The sequence below is a fragment of the Caballeronia udeis genome (genome assembly GCF_001544555.2).
In the GTDB taxonomy this organism is placed as follows: Bacteria; Pseudomonadota; Gammaproteobacteria; order Burkholderiales; family Burkholderiaceae; genus Caballeronia; species Caballeronia udeis.
Genome location: NZ_FCOK02000007.1, coordinates 92,552 through 110,749 on the forward strand (window position 1 = coordinate 92,552; position 18,198 = coordinate 110,749).

Genomic DNA, 18,198 nt, shown 5'->3' on the forward strand with positions numbered 1-18,198 from the left:
ATAAGTAAGCAATACGTCGGATACTGTTGCCCCGTCGCGCCCGAAATGCAATCGGGTCAATCCGCATGACCTGCACTGTTACCCGTCAAACTTGCACTCAAACTGCCGTTCAACCTGTGCACGTCACGCAAAAATTTCACTGGTCCCGCTGCAGGACATAACGTCCCGGCGCCGGCTCGATCACGGGGTAATCATCCGACCCCAGGTTCGCCTTCGGCTTTACCTTCTTGCCGCCGTAACCATCGAGCCATTGTGTCCACGTAGGCCACCAGCTTCCCGGATGCTCGGTCGCGCCTTCAAACCATGTATCGGGATCTTCAGGCAGGGCTTTATCGGCGTTATCGAGAAGCCAGAAATTGCGCTTGTTCTTCGACGGTGGATTGATCACGCCCGCAATATGTCCCGATGCCCCAAGCACGAACGTCTGCGGCCCGGTCAGCAAAGGCGCGGATGCATACGCCGCCGTCCACGGCACGATGTGATCCTCGCGCGATCCATACAAAAACGTCGGCACGTCGATCAGCGATAAATCCACCTTTTCGCCGCACGTCGTCACGTCGCCCGGATTACGCAGGCGATTTTCCAGATACGTGTTGCGCAAATACCAGACGAACATCGGTCCCGGCAGATTGGTGGAATCGCTGTTCCAGTAAAGCAGGTCGAACGCCTGCGGCGTGCGGCCCTTCAGGTAGTTGTCCACCACGTAGTTCCACACCAGGTCGTTCGGGCGCAGATACGAAAACGTATTGGCGAACTCCACGCCGCGCATCAGCGCAGGCGCTTTGCCGTCCTTGCCGCCGATGGTCTGCTCGCGCATCTGCACATGCTGCTCATCGATAAATACATCGAGCACGCCCGTGTCCGAGAAGTCGAGCATGGCGGTCAGCAACGTCATGGAGGCCGCCGGATGTTCGCCACGCGCGGCCAGCACGGCAAGCGCGGTCGCAAGCAGCGTGCCGCCGATGCAAAAACCGAGCGTGTTGATCTGCTCGCGGCCGCCGATCTGCTTGACTACGTCGATAGAGGTAAGCACCCCTTCATCGATGTAATCATCCCAGGTCTTGTGCGCAATCGATGCATCCGCATTACGCCACGAGATCATGAAAACCTGATGGCCGGCGTCGAGAGCATGCGCGACCAGCGAGCCTTCCGGTTGCAGGTCGAGGATATAGAACTTGTTGATGCACGGCGGCACGATCAACAGCGGCCGCTCTCTCACGGTCGCGGTGCGCGGCGTGTACTGGATCAGTTGCAGCAGGTCGTTCTCGAACACGACCGAGCCTTGCGTGGTCGCAATGTTCTTGCCGACCACAAAGCCCGATTCATCGCTTTGCTGGATCTTGCCGCGCTGCATGTCAGCGAGCAGATTCATCATGCCCTTTTGCAAGCTTTCGCCGCGGCTTTCGATCAGCGCCTTCTGCGCATCCGGATTCAACGCGATGTAATTGCTCGGCGATGCCGCGGCCGCCCACTGTTGCACCGCGAATCTGATCCGCTCGCGGGTCTTGTGATCGCCTTCAACGGCTTCAGCGAGCTCCTGCAAATAACGCGCGTTCAGGACATACCAGGCAGCGGCGAACGCAAAACCGGGCGCGGACTGCCACGCAGCACCGCTGAATCGACGGTCTTTCAACGTCGCCAGGTCAATGCTTTGCGCACTTGCCTGCTTGATGAGTTCCATGGCCTCGCGCGAGAAACTGGACTGCAGTTCCTGCAGGCGCTCCGGCGCGATTGCCGCGGTTGGAATCTTCGGCATGGCGGGCATGGCGAACGGCAATGGGCCGCTACCTATGCCGCCCAACCCGCCGCTGCCGGCATGACTACCCGGGAACCCGGGAAAACCGGGGAAACCAGCAAGCGCGGCAAACGGATTAGCCGATGCTGATCCGGGCGATTCCGTCTGTCCCGGATTCGCCTGGGCGGCAAGCTTTTGCCACTGAGCAGGGTCGGCTACCGCACGCCAGGTGTTGAGCCATTGCTCGAACATCTTTTGAACTGCCGCGGGGTCTGTGGCGGGCATGCCGAAGGGTATACCGGACGCGCCGGACACGGCAGGCGCAGCCTGCGCAGCGGACGGACTTGTTGAACCCGGTGACGATGATGATGAAGATCTGGAAGCAGCCATATCCGCGTTTGACCTAAGCGTCCCGAGAGACTGAGTTGCTGATGCAGGCGTGACGTGGAGCCGCGTCGTCGTGATCGTCGCGCCGGGCTGCTAAACGCCCGACCGCAGTGATGTGACCTTGCTACGCCGTTCGCTTTTGTGAAACATTCTTGCTCCACGGTGCAAGGCGTGTCAATGCGTCGCCTTGATTTTGACGCAGTGCGATATTTTTTTCATCATCGTTTTCCCGATGTGACGCGCTGATGAATGTCAAGAATTGTTGCGCAACATAAAGCGCGGCCGTCACTCGGCCGTCGTGTTTTCTTGGCGTAACGGAGCGTGCACTACGGTATCGGCGAAGATCAGGTCAGCAGTGGACTTGAGCAGGATCGGCGCGGGTCTATTCTCCCAGCCAGATCATCGCGGCCATGCGCCCGGTGGTGCGGTCCCGCCGATACGAATAGAACCGGTCCGCCTCAGTCACCGTACAAAACGTGCCGCCGTGGATATTCTCCGGCGCCACGCCGGTCCCCTGGAGGCGCAAACGGGCGAGCGCATAGAGATCGGCGAGATATTTGTGTTTGTCTTCACGCTTGGCGAAAGCGGCAACGGTCGCGTCGCGCAACGCGGGGTCGGCAGTAGCGACAAACGCATCGAGTACGTCCTCGCCAACTTCGAACGCCGCCGGGCCGATAGCCGGACCGAGCCATGCGTGCAGCGTGCTGCTCCTGGCGCCGGCCAGGTGGGCCACGCGCGCGGCCGTCTTTTCCACGATTCCAGCCGCGAGGCCGCGCCAGCCTGCGTGCGCGGCGCCTACCGCGCGGCCGGCGGTATCGCAGAAAAGTACCGGCAGGCAATCCGCGATCATCACCACACACACAACGTCTGCGCGATCCGTCACCGCTGCGTCGGCTTTGACCGCTGAGCCGGCGGAACCCGCGCAGCGGTCAATCATCGCGCCCGCATCCTCGATCTGCGCGCCATGCACCTGCTCGAGCCACGCAACCGGAGCGCCAGCAAGCTCCACTACGCGTCGACGGTTTTCCATCACGGCGTCGGGCACATCGCCTGTGTGCAAACCCAGATTGAGCCCGCCACGGCCGTTCGCACCGCCATACGGCGCGGCACTGACGCCACCATTGCGGGTGGTCGCGAGCGCCTTGACTCGCGGAGAAACAGCACCGGGACCACTCGACCAGCCGAGCCAAAGGCAATCGTCACGGCGAAGCGGCGGGTAAGCGGCAAATTTGGCGGCAAAGTCAGCCTCGGATGGCGTCACCATGCGCGTCACTCCTCGTCGTCATCGTCATATTCGATCGGCTGCGACTCATCCCAGCCGCCACGCACTTCAGCGCCGCCTTCGTCTTCATCGATGAAATCCGCGTCTTCCGGATCGAGATCTGTCGCCTCATCGCGGCCCAGGCCCAGTTCCGCCGCGAGCGCTTCAATATCTTCCGGCACGTCCGCGCGCCAGCTGATCTCACGGCCCGTGGTGGGATGAATCAGCCCGAGCCGCCATGCATGCAGCGCCTGCCGGTTGAAACCATCCGGTAGCGGCTGCACCGAACGCTTGCCGCGTGCGTGACCGTAGATCGGATCGCCCAGCAACGGATGACGGATATGCGCGCAATGCACGCGGATCTGGTGCGTGCGGCCGGTGTCGAGATCGCAGTGCACCGCGGACACGGGCTGGTTGTTCCACATCGCGCGGTCGATGGTGCGGTAATGCGTGCGTGCATATTTCCCCGATGCGCTCTCCACCACCGCCATGCGCGTGCGATCGCGCGGATCGCGGCCAATCGGGGCGTCAATGGTCCCTTCGTCCGGCATCGTCCCCCATACCAGCGCAACGTAGCGGCGCTTCACCGTGCGCGCCTGCAACTGACGGGTCAGGACCGTCTGCGCTTCGAGCGTGCGTGCAACCACCATCAGCCCGGACGTCTCCTTGTCCAGCCGATGCACAATGCCCGCGCGCGGCAAGCCGGCAGCGGCATCGCCGTATCGGTACAGCAGGCCGTTGAGCAGCGTGCCGCTCCAGTTGCCTGCCGCCGGATGCACGACCATGCCCGCCGGCTTGTTGATGACCACGAGCGCATCGTCTTCATAGACGATGTCCAGCGGCACCGGCTCCGGTGTAAACGCGAGCTGTTCGGGCAGCAAATCGGGAATCAGCGTGATGGTGGCGCCCAGCGGCACGGGCTGCCGGATCTTCGCGGGAACACCGTCCACCACCACGCGTTGGGCATCGATCCAGGTCTGCAGGCGGCTGCGCGAGAATTCGGGGAATAACCGCGCCATGACCTTGTCGAGGCGCTCGCCGGCGTACTCATCAGGCACGAGGATCGTGCGCGGCGTTTCGGCGTCGGCGCGGCGCTCGTGCAGGTTGGTGGGCACGGGTTTGCCGTGAATCTCCCCTGCCGCGTCCGGCGCAGCGGCCGGTTCGGTCAAATCGTCCGGACGTGCGTCGTCGGCCGATGCGCTTGGGCTATAATCTTTGCTGCGATCTTTGGTACGACTTGTACTTGAGCGGGTCATTTAGACTGAAAGCTGGGAATTAGCCAGAAAGGCATGAGCTAGAAAATGCAAGCACTGATGCGAGCCGTGAATCAAGCTTTGAGAACCGTTTTGAACCCTGTCCGTCAACTGGTCCGGCTATCGTCGAACTCGTCTGTCAAGGTCATGGCGCTGGCTGCGAGTGCCGTTATCGTAGCGGGCTGTCATGGTTTGCCCGAGAAAACTGACGAAACAGCAACGTGGAATAACGGCAAATTATACTCGGAGGCGCAAGATGCGCTGACCGGCGGCGACTTCGGCAAATGTGCGAAGTATTTCGAGAACCTTGAAGGTCGCGATCCGTTCGGTCATTTTGCGCAACAAGCGCAGATCAATGTCGCGTACTGCAACTGGAAGGACGGTGAAACCGCTTCCGCGGACTCGGCTATCGACCGCTTCATCAAGCTGCATCCGGATCATCCTGACATTGCCTACGCGTATTACCTGAAAGGCATGATCCACTTCAACGACGACCTTGGTCTGTTCGGCCGTTTCTCCGGCCAGGACATGAGCGAGCGCGATCCGAAGTCGCTGCGCGAATCGTACGACGCGTTCAAGGTCGTGGTCGACAAATATCCACAAAGCAAGTATGCGCCGGATGCTGCGCAACGCATGCGCTACATTGTGAACGCGCTGGCTTCACACGAAGTCCACGCTGCCGACTATTACTATCGGCGTGGCGCGTATGTGGCGGCCATAAACCGTGCGCAGCTCGCCATTCGTGAATACCGGAATGCGCCTGCAACCGAAGATGCGTTGCATATCATGATGCTGTCGTACGCCAAACTGGATCAGCCGCAACTGGAAGGCGACACGAAGCGCGTGCTGGCCGCTACGTTCCCCGACAGCCCGTATGTCACCGGCAAGTCGCGTCCGGGTAAGGAAAACAAATCGTGGTGGCAGATCTGGTAAGCAGTTTTTCACGCTGACTGCTGCAACAAAAACCCGGCTTCGCTGTAATGCGGTTCAGTCGAGGTTCATTTAAAAAAGCCGCGCTCACAAGAGCGCGGCTTTTTGCGTTTCTGGCGACTCAAACATTTCCCGCTAGGCGCCCGAGCGTCCATGCGTCGAGCTGCAGGTTGATGGCAGCCTTTGAAACGCCACGCTCATTCGTCTTCTTGAGCCACCGCCGTTTCCGGATCGGAGAAGAAAGCGCGCACCACTTCCAGTTCGCGCGTGCGCTTGAACGGCGGCAGGCTTTGCCAGATACGTCGGCCATAGGGTTTATCGACGAGACGGGTGTCGCAGATCATCAGCACGCCCCGATCCGTTTCCGCGCGAATCAACCGGCCGGCGCCCTGCTTCAGCGTGATCACCGCCTGCGGCAACTGATGCACGGCGAATGGACTCAACCCCTTCTTGGTCAACGCATCCAGCCTGGCCGACAACACCGGGTCATCGGGCGGCGCGAACGGCAGTTTGTCGATAACCACCAGCGACAGCGCATCGCCACGCACATCCACGCCTTCCCAGAAGCTCTGGCTACCCACCAGGATCGCGTTGCCATAGGAACGGAAACGGTCGAGCAATTCGGTGCGGCTGGCGTCGCCCTGTACGAGCAGCGGGTAGTCCCAGCCGCGCTGCTCGATCGTGTCACGCAAACGCATTGCGATCCGGTCGACCGCACGCAACGTCGTGCACAGAAAAAACACACCGCCCTTCGATGCCTCGATAACAGGCAACGCGCCGTCGAACACAGCGTCGGTGAAATTCGGCGACGACGGCTGCGGCAAGTTACGCGGCACGTACAACAGGCCTTGCTCCGGGTAATCGAAGGGACTGGGCAGCGTCATTGAACGACGCGCGTTCAGGCCCATTTGCGCGGCGTAATGCGTGAAATCCCCCCGCACCGACAACGTCGCCGACGTAAAAATCCACGCCCGCGGCACACCGGCACGCTGCTTCGAAAAAATAGGCGCGACGGAAAGCGGCGTCTCGTGCAACTGCACCGTATGCGAGAACACTTCGATCCAACGCACCATCTCGTTCGGATCCCCTTTCGCCGTCGCCTCCGCTTCCTCTGCGACCGCCTTTTCGACGGAAATCGGCGGTGCGGTCCAGCCACCCAGCAAGCCCTGCAATTCGCGCGCACGGCGGACAAGCGCACCAAGCGACTCAGCCCGCTCAGCGTGCTCGCCAAGCGCCTTGGTGAGCGCATCCAGATGCTCTTCCAGCGTATCGAGTGCGTCGAATAGCGGATGGTCGCCGGCGAGCTGACCAAGCGACATACGCACTGAATCTTCTTTAAACGCCAGCCGCACGTCGCGCGCCGCACGTTCCAGCGCCGCGCCGAGTTTCGTCCAGTCGGAGAAATCGCGGGCGTGGCTCAAGCCTTCTGCTACCGCATCGCGGGCGAGTTCGAGAAACTGCGTGGTCGATACCGTCTCGCCGAAAAACAACGTCGCAGTCTCGGGCAACTGATGCGCTTCGTCGAAGATGATGGTGTTTGCCGTTGGCAGCAATTCGGCCATGCCGGTATCGCGCAGCATGACGTCGGCGAAGAACAAATGGTGGTTCACCACCACGATATCCGCCTGCTGCGCTTCGCGCCGCGCCTGCATCACGAAACACTCTTTGTACTGCGGGCATTCCTGACCGAGGCAGTTGTCGCGCGTGGACGTGACCATTGGCCAGACGGGCGAGTTTTCCGGCACGCTCGCGAGCTCGGCCTTGTCGCCGGTGCGCGTGATCTTGGCGAAACGGATGATTTCCTGCAGATGCGCCGTGTCCTGCCGCGTGGGCAAACGGCCGTTATCGGCGGTGCGTTGCAGGTAGTAATGACACAGGTAATTCGCGCGTCCTTTGAGCATGGCGACTGACACCGGCACCGCAAGCGCGTCGCGCACGGTGGGAATGTCACGCTGGAATAGCTGGTCCTGCAAGTGCTTCGTGCCGGTCGAGACGATCACCTTGCCGCCCCACAGCATGGCCGGCACGAGGTAGGCGAAGGTCTTGCCGGTGCCCGTGCCCGCTTCCACGATCAGCGTGTTCTCGCCGCCATCGATTCCCGTCGATGCCGTCGCCACGCCGAGTTCGTCCGCACCCTCTTCATGAACGACCGGCGCATCCGATGGCCCGAGCTTGCGCGCGGGACGGCGTTGCGTGTCGAACATCGCGGGTTCGGGCATGGCGCGCCCGGACGCCTCCATGGCAGCCGCAACAGCGCGCGCCATGTCGACCTGGGAGGCACGCGAGCGATAACCGTCGATTTGCCGCGCCAACAGACCCTCGGCGGCAAAAATCGCGTCGAGTTCAGTGCGGCGCTTCGGTGCGAGCGTGAGCGAAAGCGTCGTGTCGACGACACCCGCCTTCGCGGCCGGCTTCAGCACGGATTCCGCGTTCTCTGTGAGGGCATTGTCAGGCGAATTCAAAGGGGCGTTCCTGCTCGTGTTCCGGCTTATGACGGGTGTCGGTCGCCAGGCTTGTCCTTGCCGGCTGGGCGCCAAGGGAGGCTGACGTGAATTTCTTCCGGGCCACGCGTATGTTACGTCCGCGTCACGTGCGCATCACGTGTTTGAGCGCGTGTCCGGTTCCAACTGCAATTGCAGCAGGATGATCGTGTCCTTGACCTTGAGTTTGCGCTTCTTCAGGCGCCTGATCTCGAAGTCGTTGATGCCGGGAACCTCAGCCATCTTGCCGATAAGACTGTTCAGGCCGTGGTGCTCCGCTTCCAGTTGCCCGATACGTTCGCGGATCGTGCCTGTGTCGACTGCTGCTGCAGGATATGCATGCATACTCGTCTCCCCTGGTCGCGGCGAGCCGCTTCACGTCACTGGCGGCGTCGCCCGAGGTTGCTGTCCGGTCCCGGCTTACTTCGGTTGCTGCTGTTGCTGTTGTTGCTGCTTGAGTTGTTCCTGGTGCGCCTGGTCAGCGGCTTCCTGCTGCGCACGCTGTTGCTGCTTGACGGCTGCTTCCTTCTGCCGGGACTGAACTTCCGTCTGGTGCTCGGCAGCGTCACGTTGCTTGGCCGCAAAGCGTTCCGCCTTGTCCTCGCGGTCCTTTGCGTCCTGCACGCCACGCGCTGCGGCGTCGGCAAGTTTCTTCTGGTAATCCGCCTGCTTGCGGTCGTAATCGGCCTGGTTCGCCGCGCGCTGCGGCGCTTCCGCCGTCCGCTGCGCCTCCGACAATGCGTTCTGGCGCTGCTTCTCGGCGAACGATTCTTCACTCGCCTTCTCGTTCGCCGCGCGCTGCGGTGCTTCGGACGCGTACTGCGCGCTCTTGATCGCGGCTTGCTGGTCCCGCTGCTGTGCGTGCTGCAGACGTTGTTCGTCGTCGAGCGCCAGCTGCTCCTTGCGAATCTGCGCGCCTACTTCGCGCTTGGCGTCGCGCGCCTTGTCCAGGCAGTGATTCACGAAGAAAGTGCTGTAGCAATCGTGCTGCTTGACCGCATAGAGATAGTTATTCTCCGCGGTGCGAACATCCAGTGCCTTCTGACGCGTGGTGAAATCGTTTGCATCGGCAGTAGCTTGCACTGCGCTCGCACCGGTCACACCGCTGGCACCGACCGCACCCGCCACCTGGCTTGCCGGGACGCCCGATGCCGTTTGCGCGGCATTGCCTTGCGCGCCTGCTTCGTCGAGCGGCGTTTGCACAACCGACGTGCCCGGGTTCATGGGCTTCGGTGTCTGCGCCATGGCGGTCGTGCCGGCACTCGCACAGGCCAGCGCGAACAATATTGCCGCGACGGACCGGGCGAGCGGGAAAACCTGCCGCGACACTTCAGGCGGCAGAACAGGCAGCAGAACGGCCGGCCGCACGATGGCGGCAACATCGCCTCCCGATACGGCGGCCGGACCGGTCGAGGCGAACGAATCGACTGGAGCAGTCGGCAAAGCGGGCGAAAGGCGGGAAGTCGGCAACGTGATAGCCAGCGTGATAGACAAGGAGACGGACAAGGTAGTGAAAAAGCAGCCTCTACAATCCTGAAATTCTATCACCGCGCGCCGGAGCCCTCCGGCATTTATGGCAAAATGCCCCGCTTCACCAACCCGGCAAACGTGTTCGCGCGGCTTAACGTGAAATGCGCGGCACGAAAAGCCCTTGATGAGCCAGCAGGCTGACGCAGACCCCCATGACGGAAACCGTAGCACTCAAGATTGTCCAGCGCATTGCCACCGAGTTGAATGTGCAGCCGCGGCAGGTCGCCGCCACGGTGCAACTTCTCGATGAAGGCTCCACAGTTCCATTCATCGCCCGATATAGAAAGGAAGTGACGGGCAATCTCGACGACACGCAATTGCGCAATCTCGAGGAACGGCTCATCTATCTTCGCGAGCTGGAAGACCGGCGCGCAACGATTGTCCAGAGCATCGACGAACAGGGCAAGCTCACGCCCGAGCTGCGCGCGGCCATTGAAGGCGCCGACAGCAAGCAGGTGCTCGAAGATCTGTATCTTCCCTACAAACCGAAGCGCCGCACGCGCGCGCAGATTGCCCGCGAAGCCGGCCTGCAACCGCTTGCGGATGCTCTCCTCGCCGACCCGACACTCGATCCGCAGACAGAAGCGGCGCGTTACGTGGACGCAGAAAAAGGTGTCGCCGACATCAAGGCCGCGCTCGATGGCGCCCGCGACATTCTCTCGGAGCAGTTCGGCGAAACGGCGGAAATTCTCGGTAAGGTCCGCGATTACCTGTTCAAGCAAGGCAGCGTGATTTCGACCGTCGTCGAAGGGAAAGAAACCGAAGAGGGCGAGAAATTCCGCGACTACTACGACTATTCGGAAACCATCCGCACCGTCCCGTCGCACCGGGCGCTTGCGCTATTTCGCGGACGCAACGCCGGCGTATTGATGGTCAAGCTGGGCCTGGGCGAGGAGCTCGACGCGCAAGTGCCGCATCCGGGCGAAGCGCTGATCGCGCGTCACGTGGGCATCGCGAATCAGGGCCGGCCGGCCGATAAATGGCTCTCCGACGTGTGCCGCTGGTGCTGGCGCGTGAAGGTGCAGCCGAACATCGAAAATGATCTGCTGACGAATTTGCGCGAGGAAGCCGAAGCCGAGGCTATTCGCGTGTTTGCACGCAACCTGAAGGACCTTTTGCTCGCCGCTCCGGCAGGTCCGAAAGCCGTAATCGGTCTCGATCCCGGTATGCGTACCGGCGTGAAGGTGGCCGTGGTCGATCGCACCGGCAAGCTGCTCGCCACCGACGTGATCTATCCGCACGAACCCCGTCGCGACTGGGACGGCTCGCTCGCCAAGCTCGCGCGGATCGCCGCGCAGACGCAGGCTGAGCTGATCAGTATCGGCAACGGCACGGCCTCGCGCGAGACCGACAAGCTCGCGAGCGAACTGATCGCGAAACATCCGGAACTGAAGCTGCAGAAGATCGTCGTGTCCGAAGCGGGCGCATCGATTTATTCGGCATCCGAACTGGCATCGAAGGAATTTCCTGACCTCGACGTCACGCTACGCGGCGCGGTGTCGATTGCCCGCCGGCTGCAGGATCCGCTCGCGGAACTCGTCAAGATCGATCCGAAAGCGATCGGCGTCGGCCAGTATCAGCACGACGTCAATCAACGCGACCTCGCCCGCTCGCTCGACGCTGTTGTCGAGGACTGCGTGAACGCGGTCGGCGTGGACGCCAATACCGCGTCGGTTGCGCTGCTTGCGCGCGTGTCGGGATTGAACGCCACGCTGGCGCGCAACATCGTCGATTTCCGCGATGCCAACGGCCCGTTTGCATCGCGTGATCAATTGAAGAAAGTGCCCCGTCTCGGCGATAAAACCTTCGAGCAAGCCGCCGGATTCCTGCGCATCAACAATGGCTCAAATCCGCTCGACCGCTCGTCGGTGCACCCGGAGGCGTATCCGGTCGTTGAACGGATACTGGCCAGGATCAAGAAGCACGCCGCCGACGTAATGGGCAAGCGCGAAGCCCTGGCGGGCTTGTCGCCGGCAGAATTCGTCGACGAGCGGTTCGGTCTGCCGACGGTGCGCGACATCCTCGCGGAGCTGGAAAAACCGGGCCGCGATCCGCGTCCTGAATTCAAGACGGCCACATTCCGCGACGGTGTCGAGAAACTCTCCGATCTCACGCCGGGCATGATCCTGGAAGGCGTGGTCACGAACGTGGCCGCGTTTGGTGCATTCGTTGATATCGGCGTGCATCAGGATGGATTGGTGCATGTATCGGCGATGTCGACGAAATTCATCAAGGACCCGCACGAGGTGGTGAAAGCCGGTCAGGTGGTGAAGGTGAAAGTGCTGGAGACCGACGTGAAGCGCCAGCGGATTGCGCTGACCATGCGTCTGGACGATGACTTCGCCGCCGACGGCGCGCCAGCGCAGCAACAGCAACGCGGCACGCAAGACCGCCGTAGTGGCGCGGGCGGCGGAGGCAGCGCCCGCGATATCCGGGGCAATAGCGGCGGTAATAGCGGCGGCAAACGCGAACCGGAAGCGGCCAGCGCGATGGCGGCGGCGTTTGCCAAGCTGAAAAAATAAACGAGCGATACGGCTCGATAGAAACGAAAACGGCCCGTCAGTTCACGCGACGGGCCGTTTTCTATTTGGCTACCTTAACAAGTGTGTGCCGGTCTGAGACACACGGCCATCAAATCTCGATCTTCGTCCCTAGCTCGACCACCCGATTCGCGGGAATACTGAAGAAGTCAGTCGGCTTCGCAGCATTCTGATGCATCCACGCAAACACCCGTTCGCGCCACACCGACATACCCGGCAACTGCGTCGGCACGACCGTTTCTCGTGCCATAAAAAATGACGTATCCATGATTTCAAACGTCATGTCGTGCGTACGGCCAATGTCGACCAACACCGCCTTCACGTCGGGCGTTTCATTAAAACCGTACTGCGCCTTCACGAGAAAGAGCCCGCCGCCCGCGTCCTTCACTTCCACGCGCGTGGCGTCGTCGACATACGGCACATCGCGCGTGATGAAATTCAGGAAGATGGTCCGTTCATGCAGGACCTTGTTGTGCTTCAGGTTGTGCAACAAGCTGACAGGCACAAGCGTGTCGTTACCGGTCAGGTAGATTGCAGTACCCGACACCCGATGCGGCGGATGCGCGAGCAGTCCCTGCAGGAACGGCATCAACGGAATACCATCGGCGGCGGTCCGCTCCTTCACGATCATGCGGCCCTTGAACCACGTCATCAGCAGGAAAAACAGCACGCCGCCAATACCCAGCGGCAGCCAGCCGCCCTGCTCGATCTTCAGAAGGCTGGCGCCGAAGAAGCCGACATCGACGATAAAAAATACGCTGATGATCGCGCCCACCAGAAACTTGTTCCAGCCCCACAGCTTGGTCATCACGACCGACGCGAGAATGGTGGTGACGAGCATGGTCGCGGTGACGGCAAGCCCGTAGGCGGCCGCGAGATTCTCGGAGCTTTTGAAGCCGATCACGATGCACAGGATGACGAACAACAGCATCCAGTTCACGACCGGAATATAGATCTGCCCGATCGCCAGATCCGACGTATGCAGGATCTTCATGCGTGGCACGTAGCCGAGCTGGATTGCCTGGCTCGTCAGCGAATACGCCCCTGAGATGACGGCCTGGGATGCGATCACTGTAGCTACCGTCGACAGGATCACCAGGGGCAAGAGAGCCCATTGCGGCGCCAGGAGAAAGAACGGACTTTCGGCGGCTTCCGGCGAGTGCATCAGCAACGCACCCTGGCCGAAATAATTGAGCACCAGCGACGGCATGACGAGGCCATACCACGCGTAGCGAATTGGCTTGGCGCCGAAGTGCCCCATATCGGCATACAGCGCTTCTGCGCCGGTCAGCACCAGCACAACCGACCCGAGCACGATATACGCCTGCAGCACGTGGGCCGCCATGAACGAAAAGGCGTAATACGGATTCAACGCTATCAGCACGCGCGGCACTTGCACGATGTGATACACGCCAAGCACGGCCAGCGTCAGGAACCACAGCCCCATGATCGGGCCGAAGAGCTTGCCGACCACCGACGTACCACGACGCTGGATCCAGAACAGCATCACTAGGATGACAATGGTGATCGGGATCACCCATTCGGCAAGCGCCGGAGAAACGATCTCCAGCCCTTCCACCGCCGAGATCACCGACATGGCCGGTGTAATTACGGCGTCGCCGTAGAACATGCATGCGCCGAAAATGCCGAGCATCATCAGCACGCCGCTTGCGCGTCCCGACCCCTTCAACGTGCGTAACGCAAGTGTCATCAACGCGAGTACGCCGCCTTCACCGTTGTTGTCGGCGCGCATCACGAAGAGCACGTATTTGATGGAAACCACGATCATGATCGCCCAGAACAACAGAGAGATGACTCCGAGGATGGAAGCGTCGGTCAGCTCAATACCGTGCGATTTGCTGAAGCCCTCTTTCATTGCGTACAGCGGGCTGGTGCCGATATCGCCGAACACTACGCCGATTGCGGCAAGCGCCAGGGCAGGTAGCGGCTGTTTGCGCTCGTGCGCGTGAGTCGTATTGTTCATAAACGCGGGAAGCCGTCCGAAGCGGAAAAAAACGAACGCCATTCTAACGTTGCGGGCGGCGCCCGACCGGCCTGTTGCGATACCGCGACGACCGGAGCGAAGCGGCAGTTTAGCATTGCGGTAAGGCCCCGAAGGTGCAGGGGCGACGCTTTCCGGCGCTCACCCGGCAATGGGCAAAAAAATACCGTTCGATTGCACCGGATAGGCAAATCGAACGGTATTTTGTTTCAGTTTCGTTGTGCTACGTGAGCGCTAAATGAACGTTACGTGAACGCTGTGTGACCCGCGGGATGACCCGCTGTGTGACCATTTGCCGCCTGCACGGCTTGAACACGCCCGGGACTTGAATCAGCCTCGCTCGTCCTGGACACCGCGCTTGATCCACGCACCGAGGTTATGCGGGCGGACCGTGTCCCACTCTTCGAATGGTTGATGAATCCACGGATTCGTTTCGAGAAACTGCACATAATAATCAGGCTTCACTTTGGAACAGCCCTTGTACCAAAGCACGGCGGAGCGCACAGCCGTGACCGCCGGATAGCGGTCTTTCAGATGCTGCTGCACACGCGAAAGCGTCACGCCGGAGTCAACCAGGTCATCTACAAGCAGCACGTTGCCGGACAGCTCGCCGCGCGTCATGGTGATGTATTGCCCGATATCGAGCGCGCCCTGCTCCGTGCCGGCCGCCTCACGGTATGAGCTCGTTGCCAGGATGGCGAGCGGCAGGTCATAGATGCGGGAAAGCTGGTCACCGACCCGCAGGCCGCCACGTGCGAGGCACAGGATATTGTCGAACTTCCAGCCCGAGTCATGCACGCCGAGCGCGAGCAGTTCGATCAGCCGGTGATATTCATCCCAGCCGACCCACAGATTCCGGTCGTCGTTGCGCGGATCTTTCATCGCGATCATGGTGAAACTCTTTTCAATATGTACAGCTATGTACGTCTGTTGAATATGCAAAAGTGGCCGCTGATTCGCGGCCACTTCGGTCGTTGCTACACGTCCAGGCTACTTAAACCTTGAACGGATGACGCAGCAGGATGGTTTCGTCGCGGTCCGGACCGGTCGACACCATGTCGATAGGCACGCCCGCCACTTCCTGGATCCGCGAGAGATAGTCACGCGCATTGGCCGGCAAGCTGTCCCATTGCGTGATGCCAATGGTGCTTTCCTTCCAGCCGCCGAACGTCTCGTACACCGGCTCGCAACGCGCGACTTCCGACGCACCGCGCGGCAGGATGTCGACATCCTTGCCGTCGAGCTTGTAGCCCACGCAAAGCTTCACTTCGTCCAGACCGTCGAGCACGTCGAGCTTCGTCATGCACAAGCCCGAGATACCGTTGATCTGGATCGAGCGGCGCAGCGCGGCGGCATCAAGCCAGCCGGTGCGGCGCGGACGGCCGGTCACCGAACCGAATTCCTTGCCGACGGTCGCAAGCGTCAGGCCAACCTGCTCCTGGCGATTCACGTTGTCCGCGTCATACAGTTCGCTCGGGAACGGGCCTGCGCCCACGCGCGTGCAATACGCTTTCGTAATGCCAAGGATGTAGTTGAGCTTTTGCGGACCCACGCCCGCGCCAGCCGTTGCCGCGCCCGCCACGCAATTGCTCGACGTGACATACGGGTACGTGCCGTGATCGATGTCGAGCAGCGTGCCTTGCGCACCTTCGAACAGCAGGTTGCGGCCAGCGTGGTTTTCGTCGTAGAGACGGCGTGAAACGTCGGTCACCATGGGCGCGAGGCGCTCGGCGTAGCCGAACATGGTATCGAGCGTTTCCTGGTAATCCACCGCAGCGGCGCCCAGATAACCGGTCAGTACGAAATTGTGGAAATCGAGAGTTTCGCGCAGGCGCTCGGCAAATACGGCCTGGTCGTACAGGTCCTGCACGCGCAAACCGCGACGGCCGACCTTGTCTTCATACGCCGGGCCAATGCCGCGTCCGGTCGTGCCGATCTTCGCCGCGCCGCGCCGCGCTTCGCGCGCCTGGTCAATAGCGATGTGATACGGAAGAATCAGGTTGGCGGCTTCGGAGATGAAAAGACGCTTCTGGACATCGACACCCACCGACTCCAGCTCGCCGATTTCCTTGAAGAGCGCTTCCGGCGACAACACGACGCCGTTGCCGATGTAACAGGCGGTGCCGGCGCGCATGATGCCCGAGGGAATCAGTCGAAGGATGGTTTTCTTGCCGCCGATAATCAGCGTATGGCCGGCATTATGGCCGCCCTGGAAGCGCACGACGCCTTGGGCGTGGTCCGTCAACCAGTCGACGATCTTGCCCTTGCCCTCATCACCCCACTGGGTGCCGACCACGACGACGTTGCGCCCCGGGTTCACATTCACTGCGCTGGCAGACATGTCAATTTGATAGCTGGTTAAAAAAGCATTTTACCTATGTTCGCGGAAGGTTCCGAGTTTTTCCCGGTATTTGCGAACGCGTATTGATTTTGAATCAATCGGATCCGGCAAAAGTTTTGTCTGCGGTTTGCCGCTGTGTGCCCCTAAAAGGCGCTCCGGTAAACCGCAAAACCGCTAGGAACGGGCCTCTACAACCCACTTTCCGTCGCGCTCGACCAGCACGCGGTCGAACGCGAACTCGTCGAGATCATGGTCGTGCCCCGGCAACGCCTGGATCACCACTTCGCCCGCATCGCGCAATTGCGCAACCGCCGCGAGCAGCGGTTCGTCATGCTTCCATGGCGCGAGGACCGCGCTGCCGCGGGCATCGATGGGAGAAATACGGGCGACTTCGCGCAGATCCAGCGAAAAACCCGTCGCCGGGCGCGCACGGCCGTAGGCCTGGCCAACGTCGTCGTAACGGCCGCCACGCGCCACCGCGTTCGGGACGCCGTCAACGTACGCCGAGAACATCACACCGCTGTGGTACGCGTAACCTCGGAGATCGGCGAGATCAATCATCAGTTCCGCACCATTCGCCTGGGCCGCGAGGAACGCGAGGTCGTCCAGTGCGCGGCCGATCACCGGAAGATTCGGCAGCCGGGCCCGCGCTTCGTCGAGCACGGAAGCGTCGCCATACAGCGACGGCAACGCGCGCAACGCGTCCCGGGTCACATCGCCGAGCTTGGCCGTGAGTTCGTTCAGGCGTGGCACGTCCTTCGCCCCGAGCGCGTCGAACAGCGCTTCACCGAGCGCGGCCGCAGCCGGTTCCAGGTCCAGCAATGCCGACAAAACACCCGCGTGACACAGGTCGAGGCGCACTTTATCGAGACCGCTCAGGCGCAGCGAATCCAGCATCAGTTGCTGGATCTCGAGATCCGCTTCCAGTCCGGCATGCCCGTAAATTTCCGCGCCGATCTGGATCTGCTCGCGCGTAGCGTGCAAACCGCGCGGACGGGTATGCAACACGTTGCCCGCGTAGCAAAGGCGCGTCACGCCCTGCCGATTCAGCAGATGCGCGTCGATACGAGAAACCTGCGGCGTAATGTCCGCGCGCAGGCCGAGCGTGCGGCCGGACAGTTGGTCGACGAGCTTGAAGGTGCGCAGGTTCAGGTCGCTGCCGCCGCTGGTGAGCAGCGACTCGAGATACTCGAGCATGGGCGGCATCACGAGTTCGTAGCCATACGAACGAAAGCGGTCGAGCAGCCGACGGCGCAATTCTTCAATCTTGCGAGCCTCGGACGGCAAGACGTCGGCGATATTCTCGGGAAGTAACCAGGTGGACATCAGTGCGTTTCCTACGGAGCGTTTGAGCGCGGCGGTGATAATTGCCGCGGGTCAGCATAAGCTTTGAATCCATGGGCGACCAGGTGCTGCGGGTCAACCCGCATTGAATTTACCGGCCGCGAATCATAGTGCAACAAACGTGTTGCAAGAGTCGTGTTGCGAGCATCACGTCGCAGGCATCACGTCGCAGGCATCACGTCGCGATAATCAGCAGGATCACGCCGAGCACCATGGCGATCAGGCCACCAATACGAATCTGGTGCGGCGGCCGCTGTGCGATCCGGCGGAACGTGTCGCGCCAGGAGTTAGGGAAGACGAACGGAAACATCCCCTCAATAATCAGCATCAACGCAATCGCGAGCAGTAACGATGCAGCCATATCCATTCGATTGAAGGCGTCGCGGCTCGCGCCG

The 18,198-nt window shown here is 61.3% G+C and carries 13 protein-coding genes; 2 read left to right on the plus strand and 11 right to left on the minus strand.

The annotated features are described in order from the left end of the window. Positions 1-136: 136 nt before the first annotated feature. The 3 genes from phaC to AWB69_RS07640 form a co-directional block, all read right to left on the minus strand. Positions 137-2,125: a class I poly(R)-hydroxyalkanoic acid synthase gene (gene phaC, locus AWB69_RS07630; protein WP_062083906.1), complete on the minus strand. Its 1,989-nt coding sequence runs from the start codon at positions 2,123-2,125 to the stop codon at positions 137-139. A gap of 379 nt (positions 2,126-2,504) precedes the next feature. Then, positions 2,505-3,386: a peptidoglycan editing factor PgeF gene (gene pgeF, locus AWB69_RS07635; protein ID WP_082913301.1), complete on the minus strand. Its 882-nt coding sequence runs from the start codon at positions 3,384-3,386 to the stop codon at positions 2,505-2,507. 5 nt (positions 3,387-3,391) lie between these two features. Continuing rightward, the gene (locus AWB69_RS07640; RefSeq protein ID WP_062083908.1) at positions 3,392-4,639 is read right to left on the minus strand and encodes an RluA family pseudouridine synthase; all 1,248 of its coding nucleotides are present in this window, start codon (positions 4,637-4,639) and stop codon (positions 3,392-3,394) included. Positions 4,640-4,783: 144 nt separating this feature from the next. On the opposite strand from AWB69_RS07640, the gene AWB69_RS07645 reads away from it, so the two are divergent. Beyond that, complete coding sequence (locus AWB69_RS07645; RefSeq protein ID WP_231937022.1) at positions 4,784-5,569, plus strand: outer membrane protein assembly factor BamD; 786 nt, start codon at positions 4,784-4,786, stop codon at positions 5,567-5,569. A 194-nt stretch (positions 5,570-5,763) separates the two neighbouring features. Here AWB69_RS07645 and AWB69_RS07650 read toward each other — a convergent pair whose 3' ends face one another. The 3 genes from AWB69_RS07650 to AWB69_RS07660 all read right to left on the minus strand — a co-directional run bounded on the left by AWB69_RS07650 (position 5,764) and on the right by AWB69_RS07660 (position 9,516). Then, complete coding sequence (locus AWB69_RS07650) at positions 5,764-7,986, minus strand: ATP-dependent DNA helicase (protein WP_407923022.1); 2,223 nt, start codon at positions 7,984-7,986, stop codon at positions 5,764-5,766. A gap of 177 nt (positions 7,987-8,163) precedes the next feature. After that, the gene (locus AWB69_RS07655) at positions 8,164-8,391 is read right to left on the minus strand and encodes a DUF465 domain-containing protein (RefSeq protein ID WP_062083911.1); all 228 of its coding nucleotides are present in this window, start codon (positions 8,389-8,391) and stop codon (positions 8,164-8,166) included. A gap of 75 nt (positions 8,392-8,466) precedes the next feature. Beyond that, positions 8,467-9,516: a colicin transporter gene (locus AWB69_RS07660; protein WP_331712662.1), complete on the minus strand. Its 1,050-nt coding sequence runs from the start codon at positions 9,514-9,516 to the stop codon at positions 8,467-8,469. Between the two features lie 212 nt (positions 9,517-9,728). Here AWB69_RS07660 and AWB69_RS07665 point away from each other — a divergent pair, with 212 nt between their 5' ends. Further along, the gene (locus AWB69_RS07665; RefSeq protein WP_062083914.1) at positions 9,729-12,098 is read left to right on the plus strand and encodes a Tex family protein; all 2,370 of its coding nucleotides are present in this window, start codon (positions 9,729-9,731) and stop codon (positions 12,096-12,098) included. A gap of 109 nt (positions 12,099-12,207) precedes the next feature. Here AWB69_RS07665 and AWB69_RS07670 read toward each other — a convergent pair whose 3' ends face one another. From AWB69_RS07670 to AWB69_RS07690, 5 genes are all read right to left on the minus strand, one after another. Further along, the gene (locus AWB69_RS07670) at positions 12,208-14,100 is read right to left on the minus strand and encodes a potassium transporter Kup (RefSeq protein ID WP_062084087.1); all 1,893 of its coding nucleotides are present in this window, start codon (positions 14,098-14,100) and stop codon (positions 12,208-12,210) included. Positions 14,101-14,448: 348 nt separating this feature from the next. Continuing rightward, the gene (locus AWB69_RS07675) at positions 14,449-15,009 is read right to left on the minus strand and encodes a phosphoribosyltransferase (protein ID WP_062083916.1); all 561 of its coding nucleotides are present in this window, start codon (positions 15,007-15,009) and stop codon (positions 14,449-14,451) included. A gap of 103 nt (positions 15,010-15,112) precedes the next feature. Continuing rightward, entirely contained in the window at positions 15,113-16,459 is a 1,347-nt protein-coding gene (locus AWB69_RS07680) for an adenylosuccinate synthase (protein WP_062083918.1), read from the minus strand. Positions 16,460-16,633: 174 nt separating this feature from the next. After that, positions 16,634-17,785 carry an ATP phosphoribosyltransferase regulatory subunit gene (locus AWB69_RS07685; RefSeq protein WP_062083920.1) on the minus strand — a complete coding sequence of 384 codons (1,152 nt, stop codon included), beginning with the start codon at positions 17,783-17,785 and terminating at the stop codon, positions 16,634-16,636. A 193-nt stretch (positions 17,786-17,978) separates the two neighbouring features. After that, positions 17,979-18,170, minus strand: a complete 192-nt coding sequence (locus AWB69_RS07690; protein ID WP_031356417.1) for a DUF2065 domain-containing protein — start codon at positions 18,168-18,170, stop codon at positions 17,979-17,981. Positions 18,171-18,198: the final 28 nt, after the last annotated feature.